Source organism: Mucilaginibacter sp. PAMC 26640 (assembly GCA_001596135.1).
GTDB lineage: Bacteria > Bacteroidota > Bacteroidia > Sphingobacteriales > Sphingobacteriaceae > Mucilaginibacter.
In genome coordinates this window covers 4,134,934-4,157,676 of sequence record CP014773.1, presented here as the reverse complement: position 1 = coordinate 4,157,676, position 22,743 = coordinate 4,134,934, and the positions used below count along the sequence as shown (strand labels likewise).

17 protein-coding genes are annotated in these 22,743 nt (G+C 41.7%); 14 read left to right on the top strand and 3 right to left on the bottom strand.

The features are described from left to right. Positions 1-122: 122 nt before the first annotated feature. The 4 genes from A0256_18020 (at position 123) to A0256_18005 (ending at position 3,948) form a co-directional block, all read left to right on the top strand. Entirely contained in the window at positions 123-1,307 is a 1,185-nt protein-coding gene (locus tag A0256_18020; GenBank protein ID AMR33178.1) for a hypothetical protein, read from the top strand. Between the two features lie 177 nt (positions 1,308-1,484). Next, positions 1,485-2,150, top strand: coding sequence for an ABC transporter permease (locus tag A0256_18015; protein AMR34608.1), 666 nt, complete (start codon positions 1,485-1,487; stop codon positions 2,148-2,150). Between the two features lies 1 nt (position 2,151). After that, positions 2,152-2,361: a CcmD family protein gene (locus A0256_18010; GenBank protein ID AMR33177.1), complete on the top strand. Its 210-nt coding sequence runs from the start codon at positions 2,152-2,154 to the stop codon at positions 2,359-2,361. Positions 2,362-2,511: 150 nt separating this feature from the next. Further along, positions 2,512-3,948, top strand: coding sequence for a glutamate dehydrogenase (locus tag A0256_18005; protein AMR33176.1), 1,437 nt, complete (start codon positions 2,512-2,514; stop codon positions 3,946-3,948). Positions 3,949-4,191: 243 nt separating this feature from the next. Here the strand turns inward: A0256_18005 and A0256_18000 are convergent, their stop codons facing one another. Continuing rightward, positions 4,192-4,833: an epimerase gene (locus A0256_18000; protein AMR33175.1), complete on the bottom strand. Its 642-nt coding sequence runs from the start codon at positions 4,831-4,833 to the stop codon at positions 4,192-4,194. Between the two features lie 532 nt (positions 4,834-5,365). On the opposite strand from A0256_18000, the gene A0256_17995 reads away from it, so the two are divergent. From A0256_17995 to A0256_17955, 9 genes are all read left to right on the top strand, one after another. Next, the gene (locus tag A0256_17995) at positions 5,366-5,782 is read left to right on the top strand and encodes a cytochrome C biogenesis protein (protein ID AMR33174.1); all 417 of its coding nucleotides are present in this window, start codon (positions 5,366-5,368) and stop codon (positions 5,780-5,782) included. A 10-nt stretch (positions 5,783-5,792) separates the two neighbouring features. Then, positions 5,793-8,270, top strand: coding sequence for a cytochrome C biogenesis protein (locus tag A0256_17990; GenBank protein ID AMR33173.1), 2,478 nt, complete (start codon positions 5,793-5,795; stop codon positions 8,268-8,270). A gap of 289 nt (positions 8,271-8,559) precedes the next feature. Further along, entirely contained in the window at positions 8,560-9,798 is a 1,239-nt protein-coding gene (locus A0256_17985; GenBank protein ID AMR33172.1) for a sodium:proton antiporter, read from the top strand. A gap of 73 nt (positions 9,799-9,871) precedes the next feature. Further along, entirely contained in the window at positions 9,872-11,290 is a 1,419-nt protein-coding gene (locus A0256_17980; GenBank protein ID AMR33171.1) for a hypothetical protein, read from the top strand. 270 nt (positions 11,291-11,560) lie between these two features. After that, positions 11,561-11,845, top strand: a complete 285-nt coding sequence (locus tag A0256_17975) for a hypothetical protein (protein AMR33170.1) — start codon at positions 11,561-11,563, stop codon at positions 11,843-11,845. A gap of 632 nt (positions 11,846-12,477) precedes the next feature. After that, positions 12,478-13,071, top strand: coding sequence for a hypothetical protein (locus tag A0256_17970; protein AMR33169.1), 594 nt, complete (start codon positions 12,478-12,480; stop codon positions 13,069-13,071). Positions 13,072-13,268: 197 nt separating this feature from the next. Further along, on the top strand, positions 13,269-13,508 hold the full coding sequence (locus A0256_17965; protein AMR33168.1) for a hypothetical protein: 240 nt from the start codon (positions 13,269-13,271) through the stop codon (positions 13,506-13,508). Positions 13,509-14,083: 575 nt separating this feature from the next. Further along, a complete protein-coding gene (locus A0256_17960; protein ID AMR33167.1) occupies positions 14,084-16,693 on the top strand; it encodes a DNA mismatch repair protein MutS in 2,610 nt (869 codons plus the stop codon). Positions 16,694-16,798: 105 nt separating this feature from the next. Beyond that, entirely contained in the window at positions 16,799-17,413 is a 615-nt protein-coding gene (locus tag A0256_17955) for a glycoside hydrolase (GenBank protein ID AMR33166.1), read from the top strand. Between the two features lie 222 nt (positions 17,414-17,635). On the opposite strand, the gene A0256_17950 is transcribed toward A0256_17955, so the two are convergent. Together A0256_17950 and A0256_17945 are read right to left on the bottom strand one after the other, a co-directional pair. Further along, entirely contained in the window at positions 17,636-19,546 is a 1,911-nt protein-coding gene (locus A0256_17950) for a hypothetical protein (GenBank protein AMR33165.1), read from the bottom strand. Beyond that, the gene (locus A0256_17945) at positions 19,546-21,519 is read right to left on the bottom strand and encodes a transglutaminase (protein ID AMR33164.1); all 1,974 of its coding nucleotides are present in this window, start codon (positions 21,517-21,519) and stop codon (positions 19,546-19,548) included. The genes A0256_17950 and A0256_17945 overlap by 1 nt, the downstream gene beginning before the upstream one ends. 120 nt (positions 21,520-21,639) lie before the next feature. On the opposite strand from A0256_17945, the gene A0256_17940 reads away from it, so the two are divergent. Further along, complete coding sequence (locus A0256_17940) at positions 21,640-22,668, top strand: DNA polymerase III subunit epsilon (protein AMR33163.1); 1,029 nt, start codon at positions 21,640-21,642, stop codon at positions 22,666-22,668. The last annotated feature ends 75 nt before the right edge of the window (positions 22,669-22,743 follow it).

Here is a 22,743-nt window from a genome sequence, read left to right as displayed (position 1 = left end):
TTAAGTCTGTTTTTAAGAGCAGATTTAAAGCAGACAGTGTATCATTTTAATTACCTTAATATTTTTCATCTCTGCTTCATAAATTATATCTTTATTAGCATCCTCTAAAAAATTAAACGTACATGCGCCGTTGGTGGTTTATAATGATTTGTTTATGCCTGCCTTTTAGTCTGGCAGCCCAGAATGGTGTAATAACCGGTAAATTACTAAGCTCAGGAACTAAAGCTGCGGTAGCTAGAGCGAGTGTTTTTTTAAGCAATGCCAGCTATGGTACGGCCTCTAATGAGGCAGGAGAGTTTAGCTTAAGGGGGGTTAAGCCGGGGCAGTACAACCTGGTGGTAACCGTTATCGGCTTTGAGGAATATTCAAAGGAGGTATTGGTGGGCAGCCAGCCAATTTCTTTAAATATAGAACTTACCCCAAAAGTGATGATGATGCGGGCGGTGACTGTTATTAGCAGCGCCGACTGGAAACGCAATTACGAACAGTTTAAGAAAGACTTTATTGGTGTTAACGAAAATTCAAAACAATGTAAGGTGGTGAACCCACGCGTGCTTGATTTTAATTATTACCGTAAAAGGCAAACCCTGGAAGCTTCTTCCGAAGAGTTTTTAGTGGTAGAAAACCAGGCCCTTGGTTACCGCACCAAATTTTTGCTTAACAGGTTTAGCAGCGATAACATTAGCCACACCATTTCCTATGCGGGCAAAGCCTTATTTGAAGAGTTACCGGGCAACGAATCGCAAAAGAAGAAATGGAAAGCTAAGCGCGAAGAATCCTATTACGGGTCTCCACAGCATTTTTACCGTACCCTGTATAAAAACAAGCTGGTTGAAGAAGGCTTTGTGGTTTATAACTATACCCGCGCACCCAACCCAAATCGTTACCCAGAAGATGTGATACAGCGTAAGATCAAACAGTTTAATGGAATAAACCGCGATTCGGTAGTTTATTGGTTTAATCAGCGGGACATGCCTTTGTGGTATCATGAAAATTTAATCAAACCCGAACTGAAGGCTTTGGAGATCCTGAGAAGAACGCCGCAGGAGGGGATCTTTGCGGTTGCCTTCCCGGCTTATCTATATGTGGTTTATACAAAGAAACATGAGGAGCAACAGTTTAAAGATATCTATCACCCCCTTGATATGGAGAACTTTGAAACCAGCGTAATGACGCCTACCAAACAACATTACGTAGTGTTTGATATGAATGGCATCGTTATAGCCGAGAGCCCGCTGTACGAAGGTACCTGGAGCAAGGCAAAATTAGCTAATTTATTGCCGGTGGATTATGAACCTGGTGATTAGCCAGTTCAATACCTTACTTGATTATTTGTTTTATTACTATTAGGCCTGTAAGATATCGGATTATCAGACAGCGTAAACGATTAGCAGCGGGCAGCAATAAAGCCAATAAACTATTGAACCAATCAACTATTGAACTAATCGCCAAATCCCTTACCTTTGCCGCGTAATATGAAATTTATTTATCAAATCTGGTGGAAGATATTAGCCGTTGTGCTGATATTTTATACGTTAATTGGTGGTTTCCTGATCCAGGTGCCCCGGTTGCCTATTATGCATGAAACCATTCGCAATACTTATTTCCACGTGCCGATGTGGATAGCCATGTTTACGGTATTTACCGTATCGGTAATTTATAGTATTAAATACCTCAAATCCGGCAAAGAGGAAGATGATCTGATAGCTGTTGAATGTGCCAATACGGGCCTTTTCTTTTTTGCGCTTGGCCTGATAACAGGTATGCTTTGGGCCAAATATACCTGGGGTGAATATTGGAGTAACGACCCAAAACAAAACAGCGCTGCTATTGCCTTTTTGCTCTACTGCGCCTACAGTGTACTTCGTAATTCTATAGATGAGGAGCAAAAGCGCGCAAAGATCTCTGCCATTTACAATATTTTCGCTTTCCCAATCATGGTGGTGCTGATTATGGTACTGCCACGTTTAACCGATTCGCTGCACCCCGGCAACGGTGGGAACCCTGCCTTTGGTAGGCTCGATATGGATAACAATATGCGTATAGTGCTTTATCCGGCCTTTATTGCCTGGGCGTTAATCGCCGTTTGGATCGCAACACTACGCTACCGCATCCGTTTAATTGAATACAAAAAGAACGCCGTAAACTAATATGAAAAAACTTGCTTTATTAGCGGCTATGCTGCTTTGCTTTTTTATCGCTAATGCCCAGCCGGGTAAGGATGTAGAAATGGCCGATGCCCTGCGGTCAAACGGCAGAATCTATGTGGTTGTAGTAACCATCACCATTGTATTCATCGGCCTGGCTATTTACCTGTTCAGTATGGATCGCCGCCTCAGAAAAATAGAGAAGCAAGATTAAACCAATCTGCCCTTAAACTGTTTAACAAAAGGGTTTCACTTTGTTTACATCTTAAACAGATACATTCCTTAAAAAATTACGTAGTTGATAAAAAAAGCATCAACTTTGCGCAGTTTTTTAAGGAATTAATTTTTTAGCCAATTATAAATTATGAATATCAATAATCCAACTGCAGATCAGGATACACACTTTTTTGGTGATGTATGTAAAAACTTTGATCATGCAGCACAATTTACCCAGCATGATGCCGGTTTATTAGACCAGATAAAGTCATGTAACAGTGTATACCGTTTTCGTTTCCCAATTAGAAAAGGTAATGGCTTTGAAGTGATAGACGCCTGGCGCGTAGAACACTCTCACCACCAAAGCCCAACCAAAGGCGGTATTCGTTACAGCGAAATGGTGAACGAGGATGAGGTGATGGCACTTGCTGCCTTGATGACTTACAAATGCGCTATTGTAAATGTACCGTTTGGAGGTGCTAAAGGCGGCATCAAAATCAATCCTAAAAATTATACAGTAGGCGAACTGGAAAATATTACCCGCCGCTATACGGTAGAGTTGATCAAGAAAAACTTTATCGGCCCAAGCATCGACGTACCGGCGCCGGATTACGGTTCGGGCGAACGAGAGATGAGCTGGATTGCTGATACCTACGCTACCATGAACCCGGGCCAGCTTGATGCTTTAGGGGCTGTAACAGGCAAGCCTATTGCGTTACACGGTATTGCGGGCAGGAGAGAAGCTACCGGCCGTGGCGTTGCTATTGCCGTGCGCGAGTGCGTTGGCGTGGCAGAGGATATGCAAAAGATAGGCCTTACAGCAGGTTTGAGTGGTAAAAAGATCATTGTTCAGGGCTTGGGTAACGTAGGTTACTATTCTGCGAAATTCCTTTCGGAGTTTGGTGCATTGATCGTAGGCCTTTGTGAATTTGAAGGTGCCATTTATAATGAGGACGGATTGGATGTTGAAGCGGTGTTTCAGCACCGTAAGGCAACGGGTACCATCCTGGGTTATGCAGGCGCGAAAAAAGAATTCAAAAATACAATGGACGGCCTGGAGCAACCATGCGATATTTTGGTGCCGGCTGCTCTGGAGAACCAGATCACGAGTCAGAACGTAAACAATATTCAGGCAAAAATCATTGCTGAAGGCGCGAATGGGCCAACGTCACCGGAAGCTGAGGAGGCGTTTTATGCTAATGGCGGCATGATCATCCCGGATATGTATGCTAACGCAGGTGGTGTTACGGTATCATACTTTGAGTGGTTAAAGAATTTAAGCCATGTGGCATTTGGCCGCATCAACCGCAGGTTTGAGGAAACCTCTAACCTGAATTTGGTAAACATGGTTGAAGGCATTACCGGTACTGCATTAACACCAATGCAACGCTCAACTATTATAAAAGGAGCATCGGAGCTGGAACTGGTTAACTCCGGATTGGAAGATACCATGATCCGTTCCTACCATGAGATCCGTGAGATCTACAAAAATAATCCTAAAGTGGGTACACTGCGCAACGCAGCCATGGTAGGCGCTATTAATAAAATTGCGGTATCTTACATGAATTTAGGTGTATGGCCGTGATCACGTTGGGAAAATTTTAAGAGTTGTAAAGGCTGGGATCGACATTCCAGCCTTTTTTATTTTTTATGGTTTAGTTTGATATAGAAATTACTTAGGGAAATCATTGTAGATCCCAATATCCAGATAGCATAAGAGGGGCAGGGTATAAACTGGTTTGGTAGCAGAAAGGCGGCTTAGGCATCAGCGGTGCAAAATAAAAGACGGAGCCCGGTAAACCCGGGATCCGACTTTTTTAGAAATTGTTTATCCGGCGTTCGCGATAAACGGTGCTTTTCTGATAAACTTGTCACTCGTTAATTGGTCTGTCATCCAGGCACCCAAGCTTGAAGCACTGATGAAATCACCCGGGCAATCCTCCAGGCTGGTTATCGTTGCCGGCAATTCATCCGTTTGCTGGATCATGGGTAGCCGCACAAGTGTCCAGTCGAGCATACTTGCTGCCAGTAGTTCATACTCCACTTGTTTATCCCGGGTGGTTTTAGGGTAATGCTGGTACATCCAGTCGGTGCCGAATTTAGTTTTGGCGCTTTTATTATCTAATGGGGTATCAACATTTAGGCCTGTCGCTGAGATATAACGCCTGATGTTAAGTTTGGCCATAGCCTTTAATAACTTAGTAGTTACATCGCTAAAAAGCGGAGGTTCGCCTATAGGCTGGCCAACCGTGTTAATGATGGCTGTACAACCCTTCAATAATTCAAGCAGCGCATCGTAATCGCGTGCGTCACCTTTAATAAACTGGATGAGGGGGTTATCTATCTGCAATTCCTCGGGACTGCGGTGCAGAAATTTAACAGGGATATTGCGGCTAAGCAATTGCTTAACAACGTATTTACCGGCTTTACCGGTGCCGCCAATAATAGCGACTTTCAAATTTTGTGGCATAATGTGCTCTGTAAAAAATTAAATAGAAGTTTTAGTCAGTCTTTTTAGGGCCGAATGATACAACATGCCCACCAGGCAGTGTACAGAGATGAGTGATTTACAGGGCGATTTTAATAGGCTAAATATAGTGAATAGCAGGCTATGGTAGTATTAATTTTTTCAAAAGCCCGCTTATTGCCCCACGACAGTTGGTTTTAGCCAGTGCTTACCAAATTGAATTTCAATTGCTGATTCAATAATCATTGATCAGTAATTTGCGCCAGGGATTGTAAGGGTTTAGCCCGAAGGGCCGGAGCAAAGCGCAGCCCTGCAAAGCCCGGCCCGCAGGGGGCGCCATGATTAATTATCTGAATCAGAATTCTCACAATGTAAAAATTTCCAGAATTTTAAAACTTACCGTTCGTTACCTGCATTCACCTTTTCAATTAAATTTATCAATAACAATTCTAAATAGTATATATGCCTTGTAATAAACATTATTAACTAAGCGTTTTGTATTTTTGTAAATCGCTTTTTCAGCACTAATCAATTAATGAAGAAAAGTTCAATATTCGGGATAATCGTTATCGCTATTGCCATAGCTGTTATCATCAGTACTTATTCAAGTACAAGCACTTACGGGTCATTCAGTGAAGCCAAAGAAACCAGCAGTGAACTGCACGTGGTGGGTAAGGTGAATAAATCCAAAGAATTGTTTTACGAGCCTACAAAAGATGCCAATTACTTTTCGTTTTACATGAAAGATAATAAAGGCAAAGAGTGCAAGGTGGTTTATACCGGCACCAAGCCCGAAGATTTCGAGAAATCGGAACAGATAGTACTGACCGGAAAAATGGTTGGTAATGAGTTTCACGCGTCTACAATCCTGATGAAATGCCCCTCTAAATACACCCAGGATAAGTTAGATACCAAAGAGTTTAAGGCCACATCTAAACAGGCCAGCATTTAACAATTTTTTAATGGATATAGATTTTAAAGGTGAACACCTTTTACCCGGGCAAATTGGCCAGTTTTTCATCGTACTATCATTCGGGGCAGCATTACTTTCGTTTTTAGGTTATTTTTTTTCTACTACAGATGATGCCGGAAAAGCTAACAGCCAATGGCAAAAGCTCGGCCGGATCGGCTTTTATCTCAACTCCTTTTCAATCATAGGTATTGGTGTTTGCCTCTTTTATATTATTTACAACCACTATTTTGAATATCATTATGCCTGGGCGTATACTTCCCGGTCGTTACCTGTGCGTTATGTTATTTCCGCATTTTGGAACGGGCAGGAGGGCGGCTTTTTGTTGTGGCTATTCTGGCAGGCTGTTCTAGGGCTAATTCTGATCGTTAAATCAGGAACCTGGGAGCGCCCGGTCATGTCGGTTATTGCTTTATCACAGGTGGTATTAGCTACCATGGTGCTAGGTGTTGAGATCTTTGGTGCTAAATTGGGGAGTTCGCCATTTTTGCTGCTGCGGAATGATATGGAGGGCCCCATCTTTTCCAATCCGGATTACATGTCGTTCATTAAAGACGGGCAGGGAATGGTTCCGTCTCTCCAGAACTACTGGATGATCATTCACCCGCCTACATTGTTCCTGGGGTTTGCTTCCATGGTGGTGCCGTTTGCTTACGCAATTGCCGGCCTTTGGCAAAAACGATATAAAGAATGGATCCAGCCTGCTATCCCTTATACACTGTTTGCCTGTATGATACTAGGTACCGGCGTGGTAATGGGTTCGTTCTGGGCTTATGAGTCGCTTAATTTTGGCGGTTTCTGGGCCTGGGATCCGGTTGAGAACGCCTCTATCTTCCCATGGATTACGCTTGTAGCCGCGCTGCACGTTCTTATTGTATTTAAAAATACCGGCCACTCTTATTTTACCGCAACATTTTTAGTATTGATCAGCTTTGTGCTAACCTGGTATTCCTCATTCCTTAACCGGAGCGGGATTTTGGGTGACACTTCCGTGCACTCCTTTACCGACTTGGGAATGTTTTGGCAACTGGTTATTGGCGTAGGGATATTCCTGGCTTTATCGGTTTGGTTTTTGGTTGTCCGCTGGAAAGAACTTCCAATTACCAAAAAAGACGAAGAAACTTACTCCCGCGAATTTTGGATGTTTGTTGGTGCGGTATTTTTGGGCCTCTCTTGTTTTCACCTGATTATTGTAACATCTATACCGGTTTGGAATGCCATTTTTCATACCAATATAGCACCGCCCGTTGAAGCCGCAAGGATGAGGCATTACAACGTTATCCAATCTTCCTTTGTATTTGTAATTACCATACTTACAGCGGTTACCCAGTTCTTAAAATATAAAAAAACGGACGTTACGCGTTTTTTTATCACTACAGCAGTTTACCTGGTATTTGCCGGGCTGATTGCGGCTTTGATCGTTTATGCCTCGGGCCTTTATAAACTTAATTTTGTATTTGTTCTGGTGATGTGGGGATCGGTATATTCGGTTATCGCCAATGGTAAAGTACTTGCCGATGCGCTTAAAGGTAAGTTTAAACTGGCCGGTTCGGCTGTGGCACACATTGGTTTTGGGTTATTGATGATCGGGGCGTTAATCTCTGCAGGTACCAGTACCGTGATCTCGATCAATAACACGGGCGAAGGCTTCTCAGCAGAATTTGCGAAGGACAATAATCCACGCGAAAATATTTTGGTTTACCGTAACGAACCTTTGAAAATGGGCGACTATATGGTAACCTATACCGGCGACTCTATCGCTGCGCCAGACCACTTTTATAAAGTGAACTACAAGCAAATGGATGGTGCAGGAAAGGTGATTGATGAATTTACTTTGTTCCCTAAGGCGCAGGTGAATAAAGGTGCTTTGGCGGCCTCACCGGATACCAAGCATTACCTGTTCCATGATTTGTATACGCACATCACCATGACCAACTCCATCAGCGTAAGCGAGGAACCTGGTAAAGAAGGTGAGGAGCACGATGCCACCAACGATGATAAAGCCTATGATGCCCCTGTGCCGCACGAGGTGCAGATAGGGGATACCATTCCGTACCGCGAAGGATTCATCGTTTTAAAGAAGCTAAACAAAGGCGTTAAGGTGGAGAACATCCCACTGAAAAGCGATGATATCTCGGTTGGGGCCGAGCTGGAAATTGTATCGCACGGTAAAACCTATAAGGCCGAGCCTATCTACCTGATTAAGGGTAAAGGCGTATTTGATTTCGCTAAAAAAGTGGATGATGCAGGTTTGAAGCTTCGATTCTCCAAAATTTTGCCTGATAAGAACAAAATAGAGATCACCGTTTACCAGCAGCCGGAAAGCCAAAAGAAATATATTGTGATGAAAGCTATTAAATTCCCGTATATTAACTTCTTCTGGGCAGGTACGGTTATCATGGTGATTGGATTCTTCCTGTCGATTTTGAGAAGAAATAAAGAGCAACCTGCAAAAGTTAAAACCGCTTAGCTATAGCGCAGGTTGTTATTAACACACAGCGCCCGAAGATTTTCTGGTTTACATCCCGCAAAGGTCATAAAGGTTTCAAGCTTTATGACCTTTGTGCATTTTCTTTGCGTAATTTGTCCGTCTATTATAGGATTACTATAGCACAAACTAAATTTTTGGCTACCGTACTGCTTTGAAAACTGCTTCTAAAGAAACATGAAAGTTCGTCTAACTGGTCGGAAAAACCAGACTGAATTAATGTCCATGTAAATGACCTTTTACCTATGTAATTCGTAAATTGCGGCAACTCATGCAGATTCAGGAAATATTAACGCTCATTATCGTAATCACCGCCTCTTTCGCGTATATCAACCACCGTTTTATCAAATGGCCGCCTACTATCGGTATCATGGTGCTTTCACTCGTTAGCTCCATTTTATTGGTTCTTTTAGGCAATTCCAATTCCTTTCTAATGGACAAAGCCCGCCAGTTAGCGGCGTCTGTTGATTTTGAAAATGTGCTGATGAATTTTATGTTGAGCTTTTTACTTTTTGCCGGTGCCATTCATATCGATGGTGCGGGCTTAAAAAAAGAACGCTGGCCAATTATCATCCTGGCTTCTGCCAGCACTATTATTTCTACGTTCATCGTTGGCGGTTTTACCTATTATATTTTCATTGCTTTTGGTATTAACGTACCTTTTATTTATTGCCTGTTATTTGGGGCGCTGATTTCACCTACCGACCCGATTGCCGTACTGGGCATTTTGAAACAGGCTAAGATCCCCGCATCGCTGGAACTGAAGATCTCCGGTGAATCATTATTCAATGACGGTGTGGCGGTTGTTATTTTTATCAGTATTGCCGAGGTGGCACAGTCTGGTGATTTTTCGATGCTGAGCGTTACCAAGCTTTTTTTACAGGAAGCTGTAGGAGGGTTGCTGTTTGGTGCCGTGCTTGGTTATTTAGGTTATTGGGCGCTGCGTTCTATCGATGACTATAAAGTAGAGGTGCTAATTACACTTGCCCTGGTTACAGGCGGCTATTTCCTTGCCGGCAAACTGCATATTTCCGGTCCGTTGGCAATGGTGGTGGCAGGGATTATTACAGGTAATAAGGTTAGGCACGATCATGAGGGCATGTCGGCCGTATCAAGAGACTATCTCAACAAGTTTTGGGAACTGATAGACGAGATCCTCAACGCGGTTCTGTTTTTACTGATAGGGCTGGAGATGCTGGTAATTAAGATCAACCCGGTGGTGCTGATGATCGGTGGTATCATGATCGTTATTGTTTTGCTGGCCCGCTGGGTATCCGTAACGGTGCCTGTATTTTTCATGCTGTTCCGCATCAAGTTCGAGCGGCACGCTGTAGCTATCCTTACCTGGGGCGGTCTGCGTGGCGGCATCTCAGTAGCACTAGCATTATCGCTAGGTACACATATGTATAAGGACGAATTTGTACTGATCACCTATATGATCGTGGTTTTTTCTATATTGGTGCAGGGGCTCACAATCGGGCCACTGGCCAAGAGGTTATCTAACGGGTAAATTGTGTTGTAAGGTTGCTTTTTTTTTGCACTGATCATTCAAGAACTTAAATTTGGATATAATTAAATACACCATGTTAAACCTAAAGCCTGTCTTCATTATACTTTTTCTAATCACTACTGTAACAACCGCATCGGCGCAGGAAACATCACCGCTGATAAAGGGGAACGTAGAAATTTCCGTAAAAAAAGGAACCATTGCCTGCGATTTAATCCTAAGCAATTTGCCGGAGATCAAAAATTATGTGATCAGGCTCAACTCGGGTATGAACATCCATTATTTTAAGGATTTACAGCGCAGCAACAGCCCTTTGTATTATGATATGGATACAAAGGACAGTGTTCTGTCGGACGAGACAAAGGCTTATTACCTGCATGAAAATACCGGCAACCCGGCGCGCTATATTCCTAAGGAACTGGAGGTGAAATACCTGGGCATGTACCCGGTTATAAAAGATTCTACCAGTGGCTACATGGGGCAGGACTGGCGGGGCAACATTGCCTTTAATGGTTATTCGGTACGTGCCGAAGGTATCCAGGGCGATTGGTATCCGGTGCTTTACGATAAAGACAAACGAAAACGGTATGAGCGTGTGCGCTATAATATCACGGTAACTTGCAGCGATTGTAGCATGTTGTTCATTAACGGCAGCAGCCCGGTTAGGGCCAGGCAGGCCAGGTTTGAAAGCAATGCACCATATGAAATGTCGATGTTCTGCGGCGATTATAAAGCCGTAGAGCGCAAAGGGGTGTGGTTGCTAAACGCAAAAATGGCAAAAGATGATGAGCAAAAGCTTTTCAATATTGCAGGTCGTTACCAGGCTTATTATGAGAAACAATTTAAAACCCCTTATAAAGGCAATCTTTCTTTTATACAAACAACACCCGTTGCTGAACCAAAGGATTGGGCTTTCTCTTTTTATTCGTCGCCCACCACGTTTAATGTGGGAGCGGGTAAATACGGTTTGCAAAATTTATTTAGCGATGCAGACAGTGCCCGGCACAAACAGGTGATGGCCCATGAACTTGCTCACTATTACTTTGGCACGGTGGTAAAACCCGCCGATGAGTTTGGGCATGTTATTGGTGAGGGTTTTGCAGAGTATTTGTCGTACAAACTAACGCAGGACCTGGAAGGTGAACAAGTCTATCAAGCTTTATTGAGCAACAAGATAAAAAGTCTCAAATACCTGCGTAACTACAAGCCATTCGCACAGGTAAAAACTGAAAATGACTATGGCAACCGGGAGTATTATTTGTATTACTATGCCCCGGTATTATTTATGGCGATAGAAAAGGAAATTGGCCGCCCGGCCATGTGGCAATGGCTGAATGGCATGATTGCCTCACGATCCGACCACGCCAATTATGATTTTCTGCTCAATAGTTTTAAAAATTCTATTACCGACAAAGCCCTGGGCGACAAGATAGTGGCCAAATATTTTACATCTGATGAAGCTTTGCAGAATGCAAAGAAGGAATTAGGATTTTAGCGACAATTGGTTCATTAACATTCGCTACCGTAAGCCCAAAGGGTATAGTTTTTCTTCGGGTATAGAATTGTGTTTTGAATGATTGATAGGGCTGTAGATTGGTGGTCATTAGGGGCTTTTTCAGAGAAACCCCGGGCCGCGCAAACTCTGCCATAAAATCTTTTTTTTATTTTATTATTTGATAAATAATATGGTGTTTTTCGCAAAACCAAACCTTATCCAAAATGAAAAAAAGCCTTTTTTCTTTATTGGCACTAATAATTTTATTTATTGCTTGCAAAAAAGAACAATCTCAAAAAATTGCTAATTCGCCAACTTTCCAAAATTCAATTTCTAAATTTAAAAGTATTCTTTGTGCTGCTATCAAATCGTTGTTTAATACTCATAAAGTCGGGGACTATCTTGACGGGTTCTTACCAAGCTTTAGGGCAAACTTGGGGTAGTGGTCGAAATCCAGGCGACTTAGGAGAAGTTATCAGAAATCTGGTGCCGCCTACAGGTAGTATAGTCGACAAATCAGCCGGATACAAAACTACACTGAATAAAGTTGGATAATATGAAAACCTTATTTGTAATTACATTAGTAATTCTTTTCTGCACCTCATGCTTTAGCCAGCCTACTGAAAAAAATAGGCTTAGGATACTCGACAGTTTTGCTAATAGTCTTTTTATTTCGTCAGATAAACCGGAGGATATTATCACCAAATTTATGTCATTGCAGGAACCTACAGGTGACAGCGATTAAAAGTTAAAAATCTGATAAGTGTTATGAGGAATTCGTTAGATACGCTATATAGATGGAATTATTCAAAAGAACGAATTGGTTTTGTGCCCTATATAAATCTGAAATCATTGGAGAATTGTGCTGTGTTTACTAAGCTCCACAGAACAATATTTTTGCTTTAGTAAATGAAAAACGGGTACTAATGTACGTTTCGTTTGATCGTGATAAGATCAAATCGTTCTTTACAATTTAAAAAGGGCGTAAGGATTTGTCGTATTTTGTTGCTTTTTGATTGGAACTGGATTTATTGGTAACAACAATGTTCAAACATGCCCGAAGTAGAACTGTAATGGTTGAGCTTCGATAAGAATGATATGTTTAAACAGTTCGTAATAGTCAACGTATGTCGCGTTCCTTATTTATCATAAGTAAATCATCAACCCAGTAGTAAAAGCATTAAAAAATGATGAAGATATTTTTAACCGGATTATTTGTTTCCCTGCTATCTTCAGCAAGTTTAGCTCAAATCCAAAATCAAACTATTGAGATTAATAGAATGAAAAAAGTATCTGTATCATTTTTAAAGTGGTATAGGCAAAACAAGTATCACCTATCGCCTTTGCCTATAGTAAAGGGATTTAATGAGGATACTATAAAAAAGGATAGCGTAATACATATTGACATGAAAGCTGTTGAAAATTATTTAACAAATTTTAAACAATCTGGTTACGTGTCAGAAAACTTTATAAATAACTTAAGACAAGTCTACATCAGCGTATCCGATAGTTTAAAAGTTCATCCTTTGAAAGATTACTTTGGCCCGGTTCCGGGTTTGGGAGCTGACATATTATTTGGATTTGGGGAAGATGACGTTTTAGATTACATTGATAAAGGAAGATTTTCAAACACTTATCTAATTTACCATAATGGCCTTTTGAAATTTAAAATTTCAAGGTTTGTAGAACTTGTGTTCACTTTAACAAAAAACGAAAGTAGTTGGCTAATTGACTCCATAACGTTTGATGGAAGTAGCAAATCAAGCATCACTTACCAATAGTCAATATCTGTAATTCTCATTAATTTCGGACACACGTTGTTGAAAAAAATCCATATCGTTATATTTATTATTGTAACTCTCTTTGGTCATTTGGCCGAAGCTCAGGATCTATTTTCCAAGCGAAGTTCAAGCGTCAAGGTTTTTTAACAGATGTTTTACAAGATAAAAAAGATACCCGTACGATCATTGCAAAATACATGTATCTACCTTCGAATGATACTATTTCAATGGTACAAAAAGAAGGTGTAATAAGGTATATGATTGACACGCTGGTAAAAGCTAATAGCAAACTCGATAGGTCAAAATTTGAAATATTTCGCTACAATGATTTTATAGGGGTGAAAAAGAAATTTAATACAGATGATTTAAAAGACATCTTAATAGTTACCCTCAGAAATAGAGCTATTATATATTTTGAATTTAGGCAAGATGCATAATGTCATTTATCACTATTGAAAAAGGGGAGTTAAGTTATTTTGTCATCATCTGAAAAATCCAGAACTTTATTTAAGGATGTTATCTTAAAATAAGGTTTAATTAAGGCTGATTTTAATACCAACATTGTAAGCGTTTTCGCTTACAATGTTGGTTCGCCTGTTGAGGAATTACGGGAGATGAGTTAAATATTCTAAATTTTACGTACAAGCTTCTAGGTTTATTTGACCGGGGTTTACACTCGGTCAGATGAATTTTACCTTAAATAAAAACACTGATTTGGGTTACCATCAAAAACCATAAATTATATAAGTAATTGAATATTACTATTTTATATAGGTTTAACATTGAATTGTGTTAAGTTGTGTTAACCCTGTAACCCGTCCTGAAATATCTATACATCAAGCTGTTATTTTGAGTGCTCTTATCGCGGTTAATAATTATTCCTAACGCTTTTCATTTACTGCTTACCATTTCCACCTCACCACCCACCGCTCTCCACAATCCGTCAACTTTTCCACAATGGCTTTAATGCAGGCGCAATCAATTAAATTAGCAGATTATTAAAAGCAAACACTTGGCCAAGACTGAAACGAAAGAAACCCCATTAATGCAGCAGTATAACGCCATAAAGGCAAAGTATCCCGGTGCTTTATTGCTTTTTCGCGTAGGTGATTTTTATGAAACCTTTGGCGCGGATGCCGTCAAAGCTGCCGGTATCCTGGGAATAGTGTTAACCCGCCGGGCAAACGGAGCCGCAACTCATATTGAGCTAGCCGGATTCCCGCATCACTCGCTGGATACTTACCTCTCCAAGCTGGTTAGGGCAGGGCAAAGGGTAGCCATCTGCGATCAGCTGGAAGATCCAAAAACAACCAAAACCATTGTAAAGCGGGGCGTAACCGAGTTGGTGACGCCCGGCGTTGCCACCAGCGATAATATCCTCACACAGAAGAATAACAATTACCTGGCTTCGCTTTATTTTGAAAAAAATACGATAGGCATTGCACTGATTGATATCTCTACTGGCGAATTCTTAACCGCACAGGGCAATACGGCATACATCGATAAACTTTTGCAAAGCTATGCGCCGAGCGAGGTTATCTTTCCTAAAAGCCGCCAGCACGATTTTAAAGACACATACGGAGATCGCTTTTATACCTATACGCTGGATGAATGGCCCTACAGTGGCGATTATGCGCACGAAACGCTTTTAAAGCACTTTGGTGTAAAGTCATTAAAAGGCTTCGGCATAGATAAACTTAGCCTTGGCATAGTTGCAGCCGGCGTGGCCCTTCATTACCTCAATGAAACCGAGCACCGTAATTTGCAGCACATTAGTGCCATTGGCCGTATTGAAGAGGACCGATACTTGTGGCTGGACAGGTTCAGTATCCGCAACCTGGAGCTGGTTGGCTCTGCAAACGAGAATGCCTTAACATTGGTTGATGTACTGGATCATACCTGCACGCCTATGGGTGCCCGCCTTCTTCGTCGCTGGATAGTGATGCCCCTGAAGGAAATTAAGCCAATTAATGACCGCCTCGGCGTAGTGGATTATCTCATAGCACAGGAAGAGCTAAGGGAAACCTTCCAAAACCAGATTCGCCAGATAGGAGATCTGGAAAGACTAATCTCTAAAATAGGTTTACAAAAAGCTAATCCCCGTGAAGTTTGCCAGCTGAAGAAAGCATTGGTCGCGATAGAAAGTATTAAAAAGATAGCAGAAACTACCGATAGCGAGCCGCTAAGGGCCATAGGTGAACAACTAAATCCCTGCACATCTATCTGCGAAAAAATTGCCCGTGAATTGCACCCGGAGCCACCGGTAATGCTGGTAAAAGGTTCGGTGATGAGCGACGGTATCAATGAGGAGCTGGATAGGCTGCGTAAGATCGCCTTTGGTGGTAAAGGTTATTTATTGGAGATTCAAAAACGGGAGGCAGAGCTCACGGGCATTCCTTCTTTGAAGGTTTCGTTCAACAATGTCTTCGGATACTATTTAGAAGTAACCCATAGTCACCGGGATAAAGTGCCTGCCGAGTGGATAAGAAAGCAAACGCTGGTGAACGCCGAACGCTATATAACCCCGGAACTTAAGGAATATGAAGAGCAGATCCTAGGTGCCGAGGAGAAGATTCTGGTGCTGGAAACAAAGTTATACAACGACTTGCTATATGCGCTGGCCGAGTACATCAAGCCTATCCAGCTAAATGCACAGTTGATAGCAAGATTAGATGTATTGCTGAACTTTGCTACCATCTCCATCAAAAATTACTATGTAAAACCAGATGTGAACGACAGCCGTGTGCTGGATATAAAGGGCGGCCGCCACCCGGTGATTGAAAAAAACCTGCCGCTGGGGGAAGAGTATATCACTAATGATGTGTACCTCGATTCGGATTCCCAGCAGATCATCATCATTACCGGGCCAAACATGGCCGGTAAGTCGGCGCTGTTACGGCAAACTGGTCTTATTGTGTTGATGGCACAAATGGGGTGCTTTGTTCCTGCTAAGGCCGCATCCATTGGTTTGGTGGATAAGATCTTTACCAGGGTGGGCGCATCCGATAATTTGTCGTCGGGCGAATCTACCTTTATGGTGGAAATGAACGAAACAGCCAGTATCCTCAACAATTTAAGCGACCGGAGTTTGATCTTACTTGATGAGATCGGCAGGGGTACATCAACATATGATGGTATTTCGATCGCATGGTCAATAGCGGAGTATCTGCATAACCAAACTACGGCCAGGGCCAAAACACTGTTTGCTACGCATTATCATGAGTTGAATGAGTTAAGCAATAGTTTTAATCGCATCAAAAACTTTAATGTATCAGTAAAAGAAGTCGGTCAGCAGATCATTTTTCTGCGTAAGCTAGTGCCAGGGGGGAGTGAGCACAGTTTCGGGATCCATGTGGCTAAATTGGCAGGTATGCCGCAAAAGGTACTGAACCGTGCCCATGAGATCCTGAAAAAATTAGAGAACGAACGTACGGGCGGAGAGCATATTAAGGAAAGTATCCGCAAAGTGCAAAAACAGGCGGTTCAGATGCAAATGTTCTCGATAGACGACCCGGTGCTGGTAAAAATCCGTGATACGCTGAATAATTTAGATGTAAATACTCTTACCCCTGTGGAAGCCTTAATGAAGCTGGATGAAATACAGCGAGTGATAAAAGGTTAATTTATGTAAGCAAGTTTCAAAAATGCAATTGGGCAAATGATCAGCAAATCTGTCGCTACATCAAAGTTGATTTGCCATCCAAACTTCGTCTATTTTATTGAGCTCATGATTATTTCCCGCCATTATAAAATCATCCTTTATTGTGCCCTGGCCATAGTTTTTTCTGCTTGTCATTCGCGGAAAATGACTGTTAAAAGTGGTTATGGTAACGCTAGCCCTACGGCAGTAGTAAAACGCGGACCATATGTGATGGTGAAACCGGATAAGGAAATTGCCGACAAGTATTCCGCACTCATGGGTCTAAAAGGCAATGATATCCAAAATGGCAGGCTATATACATTTATTGACGAATGGATGGGCGTACCGTATCGTTTTGGCGGTATGGATAAAGATGGCGTAGACTGCTCGGGATTGGTTTTTCTATTGCAACTACAAGTTTATGATATGCCGGTACAACGCACCTGTGCTTTGCAAGTAAACAACATTAAGCGCAAGTACGAAGAAGAGTTGAAGGAGGGTGACCTGGTGTTTTTTGATTTTGATGGTAAGCAATTTAGCCACGTAGGGGTATATCTCCAAAATGGCTACTTTGTGCACGCCAGCACCCGCAAAGGGGTAATGATAGCCAGGCTGCACGATCTTGGTATTTACAAATACTTCTCTAGGGGCGGTTCTGTGATAGCTCCTACTGAAGCGGCCGCCACCGCAGGTGAAGATTAGGTTAGCTTTAATTTTATTTATTCAATTAATGCTACATGTGCTGCTGAGTAATGTTTATTCCGGGCAGATTGCCGGATTTATTTGGTAAATTTGTTTATTATGTCGGAACCAAAACAAGATTACTCTTTCTGGACAAAATACAAGCGCTTTGCCGGTACGGAAATTATGCTTTATGTGATCATGATCGTAGGCATCATTCTTGGAATTATTATATTCAGCTAGTTACTTTTTTACGAGCGTTACGTTGTAGTTGTCTGCTTCGCCTACCTGCTGAAAAAAGTTTACAAATTCGTTGTAAAGTTCTTTTTTATAGGTTCCGTCAATCAGTTGTATGTGGCGCTTAAAAGTGATCTCATTATCTTTGATAGACATTGTAGCGCTGAACTTGCCAAAAGGTTTGTCTAATGTTATATGCAGCTCGTTTAGGTCTGATTTATAGCCGTCCGGGATCTTATAAACTATATCATCTTCATCAGTGTAACCCCGGTTGATATAAAGGGCGGTAACCCGGTTTCGCACCTCTCTTGGAGAACGCCCCGTGCGGTTAACCGGATTTATAGAAAAATAAAGCCGGCCATTATTACTCGTGGCAAAATCACGCGCACTCAATTTAATATTTTCTGCAATGGAAGGCATTATACTTTTATCCTCTTTAAAATTATATGTATCTACCTCCAGATTGTTGATTGCCGGATATAACTTCGGAAAAATTTTTAATTGCTCGGGTCGCGGATCATCAAGCATATGCTCACGGTTATCATATTGTGTGCCTTTAAATAGAGTAGTGATCTGTCCGGAAAGATCTCCGTTGTCGTTAATAGTGAAATTGGCTTTACGTTCCTGAAGGTTTGCCTGTGCAGTATATTTTGGGGTATGCATCAGTTTACCACCTTCAGGGGTGCAGGCAAGCACTGTACGGTCGTCTGTAAAATCACTCAAAAAACCAAATGGGATCTTCTGGCTGGTACATTCTGTAAATGTGGTATCGTTTTTAAACGGCAGGCATAAAATAACATGGTTACCCTGCGCCATGCTTGCAAAATCTTTTAAGAAATTTACTTTTTCGCTTCCAGCCTGTACAACGCAATACCAGGAATCGATACCGCCCACCTTTAGCAAAGCCTGGGTGTAGTTTACCAGTGCTTTACAATCTCCATAGCTGTTACGGTCAACTTCGCTGGCCAAAAAAGGCTGATAGCCGCCTATACCTACCTGTATGCTAATGTAACGGGTTTTACCCTGCATATACTCGTAAATCTTTTTAGCTTTTTGCTTTTCGTCGGTAATGCCTTCGGTAATTTGTTTAATGTGCTCAACAGTTTCAGCGGGTAAGGTCTGCCGATTGGCCAACAGCTTATCATAGCTCCATTTGCCAAGTTCTTTCCAGTTGTTGAACGATCCTGTCAGTCCCTCATATTTAAAATTAAGCGGTGCAATTTTTAGCACGCTCAAGTAGTCATCAGAATTTGGACTATAGGGTTCATCTCTAAATGCTTTGAGATTGCTTACCTGCCAGGTATAAGTTTTAAGACCTTCTTTGGTAGAGCCCATAGTTACTTTAGCAGGCAGGTTGATTTCTTTATAATTAATCCCGAAACCCGGGCTGGCGGCAAATGTGTAGCTGCTTTTTTCCACTGATAATCCATCCGCCGGATTAGGCTGCCAATCGTCGAAATTTAACGATTGCCGGTAACGTACCTCATACTCATACTCAACCGTGTAAGGATACCCGGATGCACCTGGACTAAAGGTCTTTACACGGTTATCTTCAAATAACGAAAAATTGCTGATAGCAGCATGATCGCCAAACTGTTTTTCGGTAAACTTGTCTGTCTGCTTGCCAAATTCATTATATATAATGCCTTTTATATATTTGATAGATGTTTTCTTATCGTAAAAAACAACAATATTAACGTTGTCCTCGCCATTTTTATTGAGCACCGTTACCGCGCGTTTAATATGGTATACCACGTTATCCAGGTCTTTCACTTCACAGTTCACCTCCTCGTTGCGCACTACAGCGCTGGCGTAAGGCAGTAACTCTTTTGGAATAAGGCTCACATCATAATTTTGTTGTGCATTGGCCATTGACCATAGCAGCAACACAAAGAATAAGGTATATAATAGTCTCATCACTTTTTCTTAAACACTATTTCTGATTTCTCGGTGGCTATAATTTTGTTGTACAATTCTTTTAAATAGGGATATTCTTCTGTTTCGTAAACAGATTTATTGAATTGCAGCGCATTTGAGAAAGTAAAGGAATTACCCTCCGTTGTGAAATTATTAATAAACTTGCCACCGGCATTTGGTAGTGCGAGGGCGGTAGCTTGCGGTGCGCTATCAACAACGTAATCTGTCGGCAAATGCATGATCAATACAAAGCGGTCGTCCGATGGCATTCCCCAATCTACCGGAAAGGTCCGTTCGTTCAATTTAAAAGGATTGTTAGTAATTCTGCCAAGAATATAGGGATTGAAAGATAGTTTGTTGTGATTAAGGTTATCAAAAGCATCTATCTCTACTTCATATTTTTCGGTAAGCGGCAGATCGAGACTATCAACATTGGTGATTTCCGATTTGAGAATTTTTATTTTGGCCAACCGTTCATCCAGGTTTTCAACGTACTCATCCTCGCTGTTAAATTTTTTTATTGCTTTACGGCCCTCGTAAGCTTCGTAACCTGTAGAGTATACAGTGATTGTACCTTTTATTTTACCATCATTTTGCATGGTAAGTTCATATGCACTGGTTTGGGCCTTGCGCTGCCTGGTGGTAAGGTCTATCCAGTAACTTGGCTTATCCAGGCTCATTACCCGGCCCTGGTCGTTAAGGCATTTTAGCGGCAGCATATCAAAACTCATTAAGGGGTCGGTAGCATCCAGCATGTAGCTTTTATCGCCAATGTTAAGCTTTACTACTACATAATTGAAATCGTTTTCAACTGGATAAAGCTTATTGATGAGGCCATTACCGCGGGTGCTTAGCAAAACAGCTTCAGTGTTTAAACCTGCTGCGCTCAAGGCAGTTGCAAGTGTTATGTTGATATCTCCGACATCTCCGCTGTGGCTATCCAGCGCTTTCTTTCCACCGCTACTCCCGGTAGCATAAAGGTCATTCCATTTAATATTTTTTTTTATGTAGGCAAATACGGCTTTAGCTTTTGCCAGATCATCAGTTATGCCGGCAATTACGGGCGCAATGTATGGTTTAAGCTGATCTTTCTTCTTTAGCTGCGTACCAAAATAGTCCGAATGCTTCATATTGTAATCAATGTCCGACCATTCCTGCGTCCACTTCTTTTTCACCCCGGTAAATGGATTGGTAAAGTCAGCCAGTTGGAAGTAGATAGCCGACATGAAGTTTTTTGGCGCCGTCATATAATCTTCCTCGATGAATGCCGGAATATCATCGATCTCAAAGGTTAAATGTGAGCAATCGGCAGATGAACCATGCGTGGTGAAGCAGCCCCGTTCCAAATCTGCTTTGTTTTTGGTTAGTTTCAAATTACCCCGAAGTGCCACATTGAAATTCCAGAAGCCCGGTATAAAAGCATCATATCTAGAGATCATTTTGGGAATGTCATCCTGGAAATGCCATTCTGGAAAAAGCCCCCAGTTTGATGAGGTCATCGAGTATTTATACTCAACGATGCATCCATTACGTAGGTTGGGCATGGTGAATTTGTATACATTAAAGTATTTATTCTGCTTCACTTTAAAAGCAGAAGAAACATTCAACTCAGACCGCTGCGTGCTGCCGTTATCGTCCAGGTAAGTAGTTGCACCTTGCAGCTCGGTTACTTCGTCCTCAGATTGGTTATAGATGGGCAATCGGATTTCAACTGTCCCTTTATCAAAAGCTTTAGCATTGAAGATTTTGATCTTTACGTGATAATCGTATAATATTTTGATGTTATCATCGCTGGCTACGTTGATCTTTGCCACACCATACTCTTCAAGCACTACGGCATTTGCTGCAGTATCCTTAGCGTATTTCTTCATATCCATATCGCCGGGTGCATAATCCAGGTATTTAAAGTCCTGGCACTGGGCAAATTTGGATGTTACTAAAAAGAAAAAAATAGCAAATAAAAATTTATTCATAATGGTTTAAGTTAAAAGAGCGCAATGAAAATAGCGATTTACTGCGATATATTATTCAAAAAATAAAAGCCAATAATTTTAAGAGTTTTGCCACCTTTGCAGTTCTCTTTATTTGTGAAAATGAAATTAAATTTAAAGCGGCCTCTTGCCTTTTTTGACTTAGAAACTACCGGTACAAACATCGGCGCTGACCGTATTGTAGAATTATCTGTTATTAAGCTGAATCCCGATGGCAGCGAAGAAGTAATGACTTTTAAAGTTAATCCGGGAATTCCAATTCCACTGGAATCGTCCATCGTGCACGGTATTTACGATGAACATGTGCAGGATGAAAAGCGCTTTCATGAACTTGGTGAATCTGTGGCGGCCTTTATTGGCGATAGTGACCTTGCCGGCTACAACAGTAATAAATTTGACATACCCATGCTGATGGAGGAGTTTTTACGAGCAGGGATAATGTTTGACTTGGAGAACCGCTTCTTTGTAGATGTGCAAAATATTTTTCACCAGATGGAGCAGCGTACGCTTAAAGCGGCCTATAAATTTTATTGCGAGAAAGATATTATCAACGCACACTCTGCCGAAGCCGATACCCGTGCAACTATGGAGGTTTTACTGGCCCAGGTAGACCGTTATATTGATACCGAGTATGAAGATAAAAAAGGTAACAGGAGTATACCAGTTACCGGAGATGTAGAAGCCTTACATAAATTTACCAATTTGAGCCGCCCTGTTGATTTTGCTGGCCGAATGGTTTATAATGAAGAAGGTGAAGAGCTGATAAACTTTGGTAAGCATAAAGGTAAAAGGGTAGAAGACGTGCTGAATGTGGAACCAAGCTATTATTCATGGATCATGCAAGGCGACTTTCCTTTATATACCAAACGCAAACTGGAAGAGATCCATAAACGCTGGAGTGCAAAAAAATCGGCGGAGCGCCAGGCAGCAAAACCTGCGCAATCTGCAGCACCGGCACCTCGCACCGAGCAGCCTAAACCGGCATTTCAAAATAATGGCCCTAAAACATCGCCTGCATTAAACAGGCCTTATAATAATAACCAGTCTTTTAAAAAGAAAGAGGAGCCAGCCAAACCTGTTGACGAAGATATGCTGGCACAATTAAAGAATAAGTTTGGGAAGGGTGCATAAAGCAGTATCAAAGGTAAAGATTGATGATCCAAGTAAGCCGACATTTTTAAAGTTGGCTTACTTGGATCTTGATTC

Coding starts and splice junctions, on each gene's coding strand:
- A0256_18020 (AMR33178.1), top strand. CDS start 123: ATGCGCCGTTGGTGGTTTATAATGATTTGTTTATGCCTGCCTTTTAGT.
- A0256_18010 (AMR33177.1), top strand. CDS start 2,152: ATGAAAAAACTTGCTTTATTAGCGGCTATGCTGCTTTGCTTTTTTATC.
- A0256_18005 (AMR33176.1), top strand. CDS start 2,512: ATGAATATCAATAATCCAACTGCAGATCAGGATACACACTTTTTTGGT.
- A0256_18000 (AMR33175.1), bottom strand. CDS start 4,833: ATGCCACAAAATTTGAAAGTCGCTATTATTGGCGGCACCGGTAAAGCC.
- A0256_17995 (AMR33174.1), top strand. CDS start 5,366: ATGAAGAAAAGTTCAATATTCGGGATAATCGTTATCGCTATTGCCATA.
- A0256_17990 (AMR33173.1), top strand. CDS start 5,793: ATGGATATAGATTTTAAAGGTGAACACCTTTTACCCGGGCAAATTGGC.
- A0256_17985 (AMR33172.1), top strand. CDS start 8,560: ATGCAGATTCAGGAAATATTAACGCTCATTATCGTAATCACCGCCTCT.
- A0256_17980 (AMR33171.1), top strand. CDS start 9,872: ATGTTAAACCTAAAGCCTGTCTTCATTATACTTTTTCTAATCACTACT.
- A0256_17970 (AMR33169.1), top strand. CDS start 12,478: ATGATGAAGATATTTTTAACCGGATTATTTGTTTCCCTGCTATCTTCA.
- A0256_17965 (AMR33168.1), top strand. CDS start 13,269: ATGTATCTACCTTCGAATGATACTATTTCAATGGTACAAAAAGAAGGT.
- A0256_17955 (AMR33166.1), top strand. CDS start 16,799: ATGATTATTTCCCGCCATTATAAAATCATCCTTTATTGTGCCCTGGCC.
- A0256_17950 (AMR33165.1), bottom strand. CDS start 19,546: ATGAGACTATTATATACCTTATTCTTTGTGTTGCTGCTATGGTCAATG.
- A0256_17945 (AMR33164.1), bottom strand. CDS start 21,519: ATGAATAAATTTTTATTTGCTATTTTTTTCTTTTTAGTAACATCCAAA.
- A0256_17940 (AMR33163.1), top strand. CDS start 21,640: ATGAAATTAAATTTAAAGCGGCCTCTTGCCTTTTTTGACTTAGAAACT.